This is a genomic window from Stenotrophomonas sp. FSL W7-1447 (genome assembly GCF_037966425.1).
GTDB lineage: Bacteria > Pseudomonadota > Gammaproteobacteria > Xanthomonadales > Xanthomonadaceae > Stenotrophomonas > Stenotrophomonas pavanii.
In genome coordinates this window covers 2,277,723-2,289,857 of record NZ_CP150199.1, presented here as the reverse complement: position 1 = coordinate 2,289,857, position 12,135 = coordinate 2,277,723, and the positions used below count along the sequence as shown (strand labels likewise).

The 12,135-nt window shown below is 68.5% G+C and carries 15 protein-coding genes; all 15 read left to right on the top strand.

The genetic code is table 11. The features are described 5' to 3' along the window. Positions 1-194: 194 nt before the first annotated feature. The 15 genes from NSQ78_RS10740 to fliR all read left to right on the top strand — a co-directional run bounded on the left by NSQ78_RS10740 (position 195) and on the right by fliR (position 12,134). Entirely contained in the window at positions 195-611 is a 417-nt protein-coding gene (locus tag NSQ78_RS10740) for a hypothetical protein (protein WP_064238481.1), read from the top strand. Positions 612-1,064: 453 nt separating this feature from the next. Then, positions 1,065-1,430 carry a flagellar hook-basal body complex protein FliE gene (gene fliE / locus NSQ78_RS10735; protein WP_014037113.1) on the top strand — a complete coding sequence of 122 codons (366 nt, stop codon included), beginning with the start codon at positions 1,065-1,067 and terminating at the stop codon, positions 1,428-1,430. Between the two features lie 13 nt (positions 1,431-1,443). Next, the gene (gene fliF / locus NSQ78_RS10730; protein ID WP_064238479.1) at positions 1,444-3,090 is read left to right on the top strand and encodes a flagellar basal-body MS-ring/collar protein FliF; all 1,647 of its coding nucleotides are present in this window, start codon (positions 1,444-1,446) and stop codon (positions 3,088-3,090) included. A gap of 7 nt (positions 3,091-3,097) precedes the next feature. After that, positions 3,098-4,084, top strand: coding sequence for a flagellar motor switch protein FliG (gene fliG / locus NSQ78_RS10725; RefSeq protein ID WP_024958226.1), 987 nt, complete (start codon positions 3,098-3,100; stop codon positions 4,082-4,084). A gap of 29 nt (positions 4,085-4,113) precedes the next feature. After that, positions 4,114-4,722 (top strand): FliH/SctL family protein, encoded by a 609-nt coding sequence (locus NSQ78_RS10720; protein WP_176422004.1) that lies wholly within the window; start codon positions 4,114-4,116, stop codon positions 4,720-4,722. Next, complete coding sequence (locus NSQ78_RS10715; RefSeq protein WP_014647044.1) at positions 4,719-6,104, top strand: FliI/YscN family ATPase; 1,386 nt, start codon at positions 4,719-4,721, stop codon at positions 6,102-6,104. The genes NSQ78_RS10720 and NSQ78_RS10715 overlap by 4 nt, the downstream gene beginning before the upstream one ends. A gap of 3 nt (positions 6,105-6,107) precedes the next feature. Further along, complete coding sequence (fliJ, locus tag NSQ78_RS10710; protein WP_021203862.1) at positions 6,108-6,575, top strand: flagellar export protein FliJ; 468 nt, start codon at positions 6,108-6,110, stop codon at positions 6,573-6,575. Further along, positions 6,575-7,747, top strand: a complete 1,173-nt coding sequence (locus tag NSQ78_RS10705) for a flagellar hook-length control protein FliK (protein WP_064238477.1) — start codon at positions 6,575-6,577, stop codon at positions 7,745-7,747. Before fliJ ends, NSQ78_RS10705 begins: the two co-directional genes overlap by 1 nt. 193 nt (positions 7,748-7,940) lie before the next feature. Next, positions 7,941-8,456, top strand: a complete 516-nt coding sequence (locus NSQ78_RS10700) for a flagellar basal body-associated FliL family protein (RefSeq protein ID WP_005416435.1) — start codon at positions 7,941-7,943, stop codon at positions 8,454-8,456. A gap of 10 nt (positions 8,457-8,466) precedes the next feature. After that, positions 8,467-9,471 carry a flagellar motor switch protein FliM gene (gene fliM, locus NSQ78_RS10695; protein WP_014647040.1) on the top strand — a complete coding sequence of 335 codons (1,005 nt, stop codon included), beginning with the start codon at positions 8,467-8,469 and terminating at the stop codon, positions 9,469-9,471. Continuing rightward, entirely contained in the window at positions 9,468-9,803 is a 336-nt protein-coding gene (gene fliN / locus NSQ78_RS10690) for a flagellar motor switch protein FliN (protein ID WP_005409543.1), read from the top strand. Before fliM ends, fliN begins: the two co-directional genes overlap by 4 nt. Further along, the gene (fliO, locus tag NSQ78_RS10685; RefSeq protein WP_080473127.1) at positions 9,800-10,219 is read left to right on the top strand and encodes a flagellar biosynthetic protein FliO; all 420 of its coding nucleotides are present in this window, start codon (positions 9,800-9,802) and stop codon (positions 10,217-10,219) included. Before fliN ends, fliO begins: the two co-directional genes overlap by 4 nt. A gap of 1 nt (position 10,220) precedes the next feature. Beyond that, the gene (gene fliP / locus NSQ78_RS10680) at positions 10,221-11,000 is read left to right on the top strand and encodes a flagellar type III secretion system pore protein FliP (RefSeq protein WP_064238475.1); all 780 of its coding nucleotides are present in this window, start codon (positions 10,221-10,223) and stop codon (positions 10,998-11,000) included. A 59-nt stretch (positions 11,001-11,059) separates the two neighbouring features. Then, positions 11,060-11,329, top strand: coding sequence for a flagellar biosynthetic protein FliQ (locus tag NSQ78_RS10675; RefSeq protein ID WP_064238472.1), 270 nt, complete (start codon positions 11,060-11,062; stop codon positions 11,327-11,329). 13 nt (positions 11,330-11,342) lie between these two features. Further along, positions 11,343-12,134 (top strand): flagellar biosynthetic protein FliR, encoded by a 792-nt coding sequence (gene fliR / locus NSQ78_RS10670; protein ID WP_064238470.1) that lies wholly within the window; start codon positions 11,343-11,345, stop codon positions 12,132-12,134. Position 12,135: the final 1 nt, after the last annotated feature.

Genomic DNA, 12,135 nt, shown 5'->3' with positions numbered 1-12,135 from the left:
CGCGCTACCAGCATGAAGGGGGCACGAACGCCTGGGCTTGCCCGGGCGTTGGTGTTTGTAGTGCCCGGGGTCGCCCGGGGGTCAGATCCCTTTCCCCAGGAAAGGGATCTGACCCCATTGCATTTGCACGTTTTCCTAGAGACAACGGAATCGCACTGCGGAGCATGGCAGGGACATCCCAAGGAGGTCCCGCCATGCATCACCTGATCCTGCTCGCCGTCCTGCTCTGCCCGGCCCTGGCCACCGCGGCCAACTGCACCCTGCCCGCCACGCTCGACCAACGCCAGTTCACCAACCTCGGCGACCCCTTGTACGCGCCGGACAACCCCAACGCCGGACGCATGGTGCGGCTCAGCTTTGCCGGCAGCCAGTACGTGCTGGACATCCTCGGCACCGACCTCCGCATCGCCGGCAGCTACCGCTACCAGCGCCTGGCCCCGCATATCGGGGAAATCCAGATGACCGAAAGCCACCCGGCCGGTCCCGCCAACTACACCCTGCTGCTGACCTGCCAGAGCAACCATCAGGGTCGCTTCATCTACACCCAGCATGACGGCCCCATCGCACCGCGCCAGCGCCAGAATCCTGGCCGATGGACCCTGCAGCCATAGGCCAGAAAACCGACGCCGGTTAAATGACGCCGCCAATGGGGTCAGAGCCCGTTGCGTTGCAACGGGATCCGACCCCGTGCCAACCAACGGTCGGCACCCACCATCAGTAGCAGGTTCCAACAGATCGCGGCCACCTGTCGAAGGCGGGGTGGGTCCGGTTGCGGGGTGTCCGCGGCATGGATGCTGCGGCCAAGCCCCCAAGGACGGGTTTACGGCGTCCCCGTAACCGGACCCACCCCGCCATCCCTCAGTAGACCCGCTTCTGCTGTTGCTCCGGCTTCGGCCGTTGCCGTTGAGGTTGCCGGCCAGCGGCCGGCACCACCGCGGGGCGCGGGGTGCAACCCCGCACGCACATCCAACCTCCTCACGTCACTGAATCGAAAACCGGTTTCGGCACGGCACTTGCACTGGCTCTAGCAGACAACCCCATCCCTGTTTCTGGAACCGTTGCAGATGTCCCACTCCGTCACTTCGATCCTTTCGCAGATCCGCTCCTATCAGACCCAGATGGGACAGCCGGCGCTCAACCCGCTGGGCGAAACGCCGCGCAGCAATGCCCTGCCGGGCACGGTGCTGGACGCGCCGCAGGTGCAGCCGGCCAGCTTCACCGAAACCCTGCGTGGTGCGATTGCCGGCGTCAACGATGCGCAGCAGAAGTCCGGCGCCCTCGCCAAGGCCTTCGAAATGGGCGACCCCAGCGCCGACCTGGCCAAGGTGATGGTCGCTTCGCAGCAGTCCCAGATCGCCTTCCGCGCCACCGTGGAAGTCCGCAACCGTCTCGTCCAGGCTTACCAGGACGTGATGAACATGCCGCTGTAAGGAATAGAGACGCATGGCACTGACGCTCTCCAAGGACAGCCTGAACGCCGAGAAGGCCGGGCAGTGGTTCGACCGCCTGCAGAGCCTGCAGATCACCCGTCGGCTTGGCCTGATGGCAATGATCGCGGTGGCGGTGGCGGCAGGCCTGTCCGTGTTCTTCTGGTCGCAGAAGCCGGGCATGGTCCCGCTGTACACCGGCCTGGACCAGAAGGCGACGGCGGAAGCGACCGACCTGCTGCGCGCCGCGCAGATTCCGTTCGCACTCGACCCGGCCACCGGTGGCATCACCGTGCCGGAAAAGAACCTGCACGACGCTCGCCTGAAGCTGGCCGGCTCCGGCCTGACCGACAGCGGCAAGCTCGGCTTTGAGCTGATGGAGCGCGATCCCGGCTTCGGCGTCAGCCAGTTTGTGGAAAGTGCGCGTTACCAGCACGCACTGGAAACCGAGCTGTCGCGCACCATCAACACGCTGCGCCCGGTGCGTGATTCACGCGTGCACCTGGCCATTCCCAAGCCCAGCGCGTTCACCCGCCAGCGTGACGTGGCCAGCGCCTCGGTCACCCTGGAACTGCGCGGCGGCCAGCAGCTGGAACGCAGCCAGGTGGACGCCATCGTGCACATGGTCGCGGCCAGCATTCCCGACCTCGCGCCGGAACGGGTGACCGTGGTCGACCAGAGCGGGCGCATGCTCAGCATCACCGACCCGAACAGCGAAGCGGCGGTCAACGCCGCCCAGTTCGAGCAGGTGCGCCGCCAGGAAACCTCGTTCAACCAGCGCATCCGCGAGCTGCTGGAGCCGATGACCGGCCCCGGCCGGGTCAATCCGGAAGTGAGCGTGGACATGGATTTCTCGGTGACCGAGGAAGCCCGTGAGCTCTACAACGGTGAACCGCAGAAGCTGCGCAGCGAGCAGATGAGCGAGAACACCACCAGCACCCCGGGCCCGCAGGGCGTGCCGGGCGCGACCAGCAACAGCCCGCCGGGCCAGCAGGCCGCACCGGCCACCGCGCAGGCCCCGACCGAAAGCAGCAAGAACGCCACCCGCAACTACGAGCTGGACCGCACCCTGCAGCACACCCGCCAGCCGGCCGGCCGCATCAAGCGCGTCTCGGTGGCGGTGCTGGTGGACAACGTGCCGCGTGCCGGTGCCAACGGCAAGATGAGCCCGCAGCCGCTATCGGCTGCCGAACTGACCCGCGTCGAAGCGCTGGTCAAGCAGGCCGTCGGCTTCAACGCCGAGCGTGGCGACACCGTGTCGGTGATGAATGCCCCGTTCGTGCGCGAGACCACGCCTGAGGAAGGCCCGGCGTGGTGGGAGCTGCCGTGGGTGCACGATGCCGGCCGCATGCTGCTGGGCGCGGTGGTGGTGCTGGCGCTGCTGTTCGGCGTACTGCGCCCGGCGCTGCGCGCGATCACCGGCCAGAACAGGAAGGACGACCCGCAGGCACTGGAGCCGCACACCGCAGACGTGCAGCTGGTCGATGACGATGGCACCCCGCTGCCGGCGCTGGGCGCCGACCGGGTCAGCCTGGCCGGGCCGGACGCACTGGCCCTGCCGGTGGATTCTTATGAGGAACGACTGCGGATGGCGCGTGAAGCCGTGAAGACCGACTCCAAGCGCGTGGCCCAGGTGGTCAAGGGTTGGGTGGCCAATGACTGAGGCAACCCTGACCGGCGTGCAGCGCGCCGCCGTACTGCTGCTTTCGCTGGGTGAGCTGGACGCGGCCGAAGTGCTGCGCCACATGGAACCCAAGGAAGTGCAGAAGATCGGCATCGCCATGGCCACGATGACCGACATCACCCGCGAGCAGGTGGAACGGGTGATGGACCAGTTCGGCCAGGAGCTGGGCTCGAAGACCTCGCTGGGCGTGGGCTCGGACGACTACATCCGCAACATGCTGGTGCAGGCGCTGGGCAGCGAGAAGGCCGGCAACCTGATCGACCGCATCCTGCTGGGCCGCAACACCACCGGCCTGGACGCGCTGAAGTGGATGGACCCGCGCGCGGTGGCCGACCTGGTGCGCAACGAGCATCCGCAGATCATCGCCATCGTGATGGCGCACCTGGAAACCGACCAGGCCGCCGACGCGCTGAAGCTGCTGCCCGATCGCACCCGCGTGGACGTGCTGCTGCGCATCGCCACCCTCGACGGCATCCCGCCGAACGCGCTCAATGAACTCAACGAGATCATGGAGCGCCAGTTCGCCGGCAACCAGAACCTGAAGTCGTCGAACATCGGTGGCGTGCAGTGCGCGGCCAACATCCTGAACTTCATGGACAGCGGCCAGGACCAGGCCATCCTGGGCGAGATCGCGCGCATCGATGCGCCGCTGAGCAACCGCATCCAGGACCTGATGTTCGTCTTCGACGATCTGGTCGACCTGGACGACCGCGAGATGCAGCTGGTGCTGCGCGAAGTCAGCGGCGAGCGCCTGGGCCTGGCCCTGCGCGGCGCCGACATCAAGGTGCGCGACAAGATCACCCGCAACATGTCGCAGCGCGCGGCCGAGATCCTGCTGGAAGACATGGAGGCCCGCGGACCGGTGCGCCTGTCCGACGTGGAAGGCGCGCAGCGCGAGATCCTGGCCATCGTCAAGCGCATGGCCGATGAAGGCACCGTCACCATCGGCGGCAGCGCGGAGGCCATGCTGTGAGCAACGTCGTGCGCTGGCTTGCCCCGGACCTGCTGGCCCAGCCCGAACCGGTGCTGGAGCAGGAGGACACGTTCGAACTCACCGAGCCGGACCCGGAACACGAACCGGAGCCGCCGCTGCAGCTGCCGACCCTGGAGGAAATCCAGGCGATCCAGGACAGCGCCGAGAAGGAAGGATTCGATCAGGGCCATGCCGAAGGCTACGGCCAGGGCCAGGCCGAGGTGCGTCGCCTCGCCGCGCAGATCGAAGGCATCCTCGACAACTTCAGCCGGCCGCTGGTGCGGCTGGAGAACGAGGTGGTCGGCGCCCTTGGCGAACTGGCGGTGCGCATCGCCGGGGCGCTGGTCGGCCGCGCCTACGAGGCGGAGCCGGCACTGCTGGCGCAGCTGGTCGGCGAAGCGATCGACGCCGTGGGCGGCAGCACGCGCGAGGTGGAAGTGCGGCTGCATCCGGATGACATCGCCGCGCTCGCTCCGTTGCTGAACCTGTCGCCGGCGCAGCGCCTGGTACCGGATACCAGCCTCAGTCGTGGCGACCTGCGCGTGCACGCCGAAGCGGTGCGCATCGACGGCACCCTGGAGGCCCGCCTGCGCGGTGCGCTGGATGCGGTGATCCGCCAGACCGGAGCGACGGCATGAGCGCTGCACCGCAAACGACGCCGCCGCCGGCCGACTGGGCCGTGGCCCGCAACCTGCGCCTGGCCCGGCGCCTGGATGGCCTGCGCGTGGATACCGCGCATGGCCGTGGGCTGATCCGCGAAGGCGTGCTGCGCCGCGCGGTCGGCCTGACCCTGGAAGCGGTCGGCTGCGAGGCGCCGCTGGGCGCCAGCTGCAAGGTGGAAGTGGTCGATGGCGGCTGGGTCGATGCCGAAGTGGTCGGCTTCGCCGGCGAACGCACCTACCTGATGCCCAGCGCCGAACTGCATGGCCTGCTGCCCAATGCGCGGGTGGTGCCGTCGGCGCGCCGGGGCGGCGTGGAAGTGGGCGAAGGCCTGCTCGGCCGCGTCATCGACAGCGACGGCGTGCCGCTGGACGGCAAGGGGCCGATCCGCGCCGAAGGCCACGTCGGCATGGCCGGCGTGTCGATCAACCCGCTGGCGCGTGAACCGATCACCCAACCGCTGGACGTGGGCGTGCGCGCGATCAACGCGCTGCTGCCGATCGGCCGCGGCCAGCGCGTCGGCCTGTTCGCCGGCTCCGGCGTCGGCAAGTCGACGCTGCTGGGCATGATGACCCGCTACACCGCCGCCGATGTGATCGTGGTCGGCCTGATCGGTGAACGTGGCCGCGAAGTACGCGATTTCGTCGAGACCACGCTGGGCGAGGAAGGCCTGCGCCGCGCGGTGGTGGTGGCCAGTCCCGCCGACCGGCCACCGTTGGCGCGCCTGCACGGTGCCTACCGTGCCACCGCCATCGCCGAGTGGTTCCGCGACCAGGGCCTGAACGTGCTGCTGCTGATGGACTCGCTGACCCGCTTTGCGCAGGCGCAGCGCGAGATCGGGCTGTCGGTTGGCGAACCGCCGACCACCCGCGGCTACCCGCCGTCGGTGTTCGCCAAGCTGCCGGCGCTGGTCGAGCGCGCCGGCAACGGCGCAAAGGGCCGCGGCTCGATCACCGCGTTCTACACCGTACTGACCGAAGGCGATGATCCACAGGACCCGATCGCCGACGCCGCGCGCGCGATCCTCGATGGCCACATCCTGCTTTCGCGCCGCGTGGCCGACAGCGGCCTGTACCCGGCCATCGACGTCGAATCGTCGGTCAGCCGCGTGGTCACGGAAATCGCCGACGAGCCGTGGCGCCTGCGCATCCGCAAGCTGAAGCGACTGGTCTCGGCCTACTCGGCCAACCGGGACCTGATCGCGATCGGTGCCTACCAGCGCGGCAACGACGCGGCCACCGACGAAGCCCTGGAACGCTGGCCGGAAATCATGGAGTTCCTCGGCCAGGACGTTGCCAAGGCCGCAGATCTCCCGCACAGCCAGGCGGCGCTGCAGCGCCTGGTGGAACAAGAGAGTTAAGCCATGAACCAGTCCAAGCGCATCGATCCCCTGCTCAAGCGGGCCCAGGAACACGAGGACGCGGTCGCCCGCGACCTGGCCGAACGCCAGCGCGTGCTCGACACCCATCTGTCGCGCCTGGACGAACTGCGCCGCTATGCCGAGGAGTACGCCAACGCCCAGATGGCAGCGACCAGCCCGGCACAGCTGCTGAACCGCCGCGCCTTCCTTGATCGCCTGGACAGCGCGGTCGAGCAGCAGCAGGCCACGGTCAACGGCAACCGCGAAAAGGTGGAGGCCGAGCGCGCGCGCCTGATCCTGGCCAGCCGTGACAAGGCGGTGCTGGAGCAGCTGGCCGCCAGCTACCGCGCGCAGGAAAAGGTGGTGACCGACCGCCGCGACCAGCGCGAGATGGACGATATCGGTGCGCGGCGTGCGCGCCTGGTGCAGGCCGAAGACCAGGACGGCACCGAGCAGGGAGGCCGCCCGTGATGCCCGCTCCGCTCGCCAGCAGCGCCAACACCACCACGCCAGCCGCCAGCAACAGCGCCGCGCGTACCCCGCGCAGCGAAGGCGGCAAGGACTTCAGCCAACTGCTGCAGGGTGGCGCACCCTCTTCACCCGCGCCTGCCGGCGGCGCCACGACGCCGACGCCGACGCCATCCACGCCCAGCCAGCCATCGACCGCCGACAGCCATGGCCAGGCACCGGGCGAACGCAACGCAGACGGCGAAGCGGCAACCGCTGAAACGTCCCCGCTGCCGCCCGTTGCCGTGACCCCGGCTGGAGCCGGCACCGACAAGGACAAGCCTGCCGCAACCGAGGACGCCCCGTGGCCACCGCTCGGCCTGGCCGGCCTGGTGCTGGCGATGCCGGCGCCTGCCGATCCAGCGGCCGCCCTGCCGACCACCGCTGCGCCATCGCTGGCCAGCGACGGTAGCGCGCTGCCCGCTCCCCCTGCCGCGAACACGGCACTGCCTGCAGCCGCGCCGGCAGCGGCAAGCGCAGCGCCAGTGGCGGCCGACGGCAAACCGGCGCCCACCAACGCTGACGACGCCACCGCACTGCCCCTGCCGGAGATGATTCTGCCCGGCAAGCGCAGCGAGCGCGCCGAAGGCAGCGACGTGGCCGCCGTTGGCGACCGCGCCAGTGCGCCGCTGCTGCACGCACCGCCAGCGGCCACTGTGCAGGACCTGAAGGCCGCACTCGCCACCGGCACCGCGATCTTCAATGGCGAACCGACGCCCAAGCCCGTGCTCGGTGACGAGGGCTTCGATCAGGCCATCGGCGCACGCCTGGGCTGGCTGGCCGACCAGAAGATCGGCCACGCCCACATCCGCCTGAGCCCGGACGACCTGGGCCCGGTCGATGTGCGCCTGCAGTTGAACGGCGACAAGGTGCATGCCAGCTTCAGCAGCCCGCACGTGGACGTGCGGCAGGCACTGGAAAGCAGCCTTCCGCGGCTGCGCGAGCTGCTGGGCGAACAGGGCTTCCAGCTGGCCCACGCCGACGTCGGCCATCAGGCACCGGGCGGTGACGGCAATGCGTCAGGCCAGCACGGTGGCGGCAGCATGAGCGGTGACGGAGAACCGACGCCGGGCGACGCCAGCGTGTCGGCCGCGCAGTTGATCCGCCAGCGCGGCTTGCTGGACGCCTACGCCTGACAGGCGTGCCAGCCAAGGTTGGCACCCACAGGCGCTGGGCGGTTGGCACCCGCCCAGGCACCCTGCACTAGCGCCAGCGAGGATCGGCACCCTCCCGTCCGCGCCTCCGACGGAATTCCGTCGCACCCGACTGCCCCGCCTTCGGCACACCCCTTGCATATCCCGGTGAAGCAACCCTCAGGAGCTTCACCCCGTGGCCGCAGCCGCTGACAAAACCAAGAAGACCGCCGAGAAGGACAAGGCCGCCAAGCCGCGCAGTCCGATCCTGATCACCGCACTGGTGGCCGTTCTGGCCGCCGCTGCCGCTGGTGGCGGCGTGTGGTTCTTCACCCAGTCCAAGCACGAAGAGAAGACCGCGCAGGCGCCGAAGAAGAGCGCGACCCCGGCCCCGGCACAGTACTTCGCGCTGGACCCGGCGTTCGTGGTCAACCTCAATGGCCCGGTCGACGGCCCGCGCTACCTGCAGCTGGAGGTCCAGCTGATGACCCGCGACCCGGCCGCACTGGAAGCGATCAAGACCCATGCCCCGGCCATCCGCGCGCGCCTGTTGATGCTGTTCTCGCAGGTCAGCCCGGACCAGATCGCCGATGTCGCCGGCAAGCAGAAGCTGCAGGCCGCGTCGCTGGCCGAGGTGCAGAAAGTGCTCAAGGCCGAGACCGGCAGCAACGGCGCCGACGATCTGCTGTTCACCAGCTTCGTGACCCAGTAAGGGCCCACCGATGAATGATCTGCTGTCCCAGGACGAGATCGATGCCCTGCTCCACGGCGTGGACAGTGGCGCGGTCGAGACCGATGCGGAACCCCCGTCAGGCGAAGCGCGTTCGTACGACTTCGCCAGCCAGGACCGCATCATCCGTGGTCGCATGCCGACCCTGGAAATGGTCCACGAGCGCTTCGCGCGCCTGTGGCGGATCGGCCTGTTCAACCTGATCCGGCGCTCGGCCGAGCTGTCGGTGCGCGGCATCGAACTGATCAAGTTCAACGACTACATGCACTCGCTGTATGTGCCGACCAACCTGAACCTGATCCGCTTCAAGCCACTGCGCGGTACCGGCCTGATCGTGTTCGAGCCGACCCTGGTGTTCGCCATCGTCGACAACTTCTTCGGCGGCGACGGGCGCTACCCCACCCGCATCGAGGGCCGCGAATTCACGGCCACCGAAATGCGGGTGATCCACCTGCTGCTAAAGCAGACCTTCGCCGATCTGCGCGAAGCGTGGGCACCGGTGATGGATGTCGACTTCGAGTACATCAACTCGGAGATCAACCCGCACTTTGCCAACATCGTGACGCCGCGCGAATACGTGGTGGTGTGCCGCCTGCACGTCGAGCTCGACGGTGGTGGCGGCGACATCCACGTCACCCTGCCCTACTCGATGCTGGAACCGATCCGCGAACTGCTCGACGCCGGCATCCAGAGCGACCGCAACGACCGCGACGAGAGCTGGGGCAAGACCCTGCGCGAGCAGCTCAACATCGCCGAAGTCACCCTGTCCAGCGTACTGGCCAGCAAGCGCATGACGCTGCGCGACCTGACCCAGCTGAAGGTCGGCGACATCCTGCCGATCGAGCTGAGCCCGCAGGTGCCGCTGTGCGTGGAGAACATTCCGGTGTTCACCGGCGAGTTCGGCATCGCCAACGGCATGAACGCTGTGAAGATCACCGCTACCCATCCGCCGGGCACCCGCCCGCGCGTACCCGTCATCCAGGAAGACCCGCAATGAACGATATCGACGCCCTCGAACCGACCCCGGCCCAGTTCAGCAGCCTGCAGGCCGACGAGGCCAACGGTCCGGACCTGAACCTGGACGTGATCCTCGACGTGCCGGTGACCCTGTCGCTGGAAGTCGGTCGTGCCCGTCTGCCGATCCGCAACCTGCTGCAGCTCAACCAGGGCTCGGTGGTGGAACTGGAGCGCGGCGCCGGCGAATCGCTGGACGTGTTCGTCAACGGCACCCTGATCGCACACGGCGAAGTGGTGGTGATCAACGACCGCTTCGGCGTGCGCCTGACCGACGTGGTCAGCCCGAGCGAGCGGATCCGGAGACTGCGTTGAGCCCGCTGGCCTCCACCCTGCTGGCGGTCGGCAAGACCGCCGCCCCGATCGGTCCGCAGGTCGGCCAGCATGCGGCCGCCGCGCCCAGCCTGTTCGGCGCGGTGCTGGCGCTGCTGGCGGTGCTGGCGCTGGTGATCGGCCTGGGCTGGCTGCTCAAGCGCATGCCCGGCAGCGGCTTCCGCCCGGCCGAAGGCATGAAGCTGGTGGCCAGCCTCAGCGTCGGCGCCAAGGAGCGCGTGGTAGTAGTGGAGGTCAATGGCCAGCAACTGCTGCTGGGCGTCACCGCCGGCGGCATCAACACCCTGCATGCCCTGCCCGAACCGCTGCCGCCGCCGGCACCGGTGCGCGTGCCGGACTTCAAGAACCTGCCGAATTTCGCCCAGCTGCTGCAGCAGCGGCTGCGCAAGGATCCCTGACATGCGTGTCACCCGTACCCGTCTTGCCACCCTGATGCCGTGGCTGCTGTTGCTTGCCCTGTTCCTGTTGCCGGCGCTGGCGTTCGCCGCGCCCGGTGCCGCGGCCACCCCGCTGCCGGACGTCAATGTCGGCAAGATCGGCGGCCAGCCGGTCAGCCTGCCGCTGCAGACCCTGCTGCTGATGACGGCGATCACCCTGATCCCGTCGATGCTGCTGGTGCTGACCTCGTTCACCCGCATCATCATCGTGCTGGGCCTGCTGCGCCAGGCGCTGGGTACCGGCCAGACGCCGTCCAACCAGGTGCTGCTGGGCCTGGCCCTGTTCCTCACCGCGATGGTGATGATGCCGACCTGGGACAAGGCGTGGAGCGCGGGCATGGCGCCCTACCTCAACGGCGACATCGACTTCCAGACCGCCTGGACGCTGACCACGCAGCCCCTGCGCGGGTTCATGCTGGCGCAGATCCGCGAGACCGACCTGATGACCTTCGCCGGCATCGCCGGGCATGGCACCTACGCCAGCCCCGACGCGATCCCGTTCCCGGTGCTGGTCGCCTCGTTCGTCACCAGCGAACTGAAGACCGCCTTCGAGATCGGCTTCCTGATCTTCATCCCGTTCGTGATCATCGATCTGGTTGTGGCCAGCGTGCTGATGTCGATGGGCATGATGATGCTCTCGCCGATGCTGGTGTCGGCGCCGTTCAAGATCCTGCTGTTCGTGCTGGTCGATGGCTGGGTGCTGACCGTGGGCACGTTGGCGGCCAGCTTCAATCCGGCCTGATATCCCCCACAAAGGGCCGTCGAGCATGGCTCGACGCTGCACAATCAGATGGAATCCGAATGTCTCCCGAACTTGCCTTGACCGAACTGCGTGGCGGCCTGATCACCGTGCTGTGGGTCGCCGGACCGCTGCTGCTCACCGTGCTGGTGGTGGGCGTGGTGGTGGGCGTGGTGCAGGCCGCGACCCAGCTCAATGAACCGACCATTGCCTTCGTCACCAAAGCGGCAGCGCTGACCGCGGTGCTGTTCGCGCTGGGCAGCCTGCTGATCGGCCACCTGGTTGAATTCACCACGCTGCTGTTCCAGCGCATTCCACACCTGATCGGCTAGGGCACGCGCTTCGATGGACGCCGCGACACAGATGGCGGCCGACGGCCTGCAGGCCTTCGGCATGATCGGCACGGTGCTGTGGACCATGCTGCGCATCGGCGCAGTGGCGGTGGCCATGCCCATGGTCGGCACGCGTGCGGTGCCATCGCGGGTGCGCGTGGTGCTGGCCGGCACCCTGGCCATCGCACTGGCCCCGCTGCTGCCCCCGGTACCAGACTGGACCGGCTTCGACGCGGCTACGGTGCTGACCATTGCCCGTGAACTGGCCATCGGCGTGTCCATCGGCTTCATGCTGCGGCTGGTGTTCGAAGCCGGCGCGATGGCCGGCGAACTGATCGCACAAGGCACCGGCCTGGCCTTCGCGCAGATGAGCGATCCACTGCGCGGGGGAACCTCCGGCGTTATCGGACAGTGGTTCTACCTGCTGTTCGGCCTGCTGTTCTTCACCGCCAACGGCCACCTGGCGTTGATCTCGCTGCTGGTGGACAGCTATCGCGCGCTGCCGATTGGCGCCCCGCTGCCGGACCCGCATGCCTTCTTCAGCATCGCCCCCACCTTCCTGCTGACCGTGCTGCGCGGCGCGCTGAGCCTGGCCATTCCGCTGACCGTGGCGATGCTGGCGGTGAACCTGGCCTTCGGCGTGCTGGCGCGTGCCGCCCCTGCGCTGAACCCGATCCAGCTGGGCCTGCCGGTCTCGCTGCTGCTGGGCCTGTTCCTGCTGGCCCTGCTGGCCGGGGAAATGGGGCCGCCGGTACAGCGACTGTTCGACGCCGCCTTCCAGGCTGCGGACGCGGTCACACACTGAC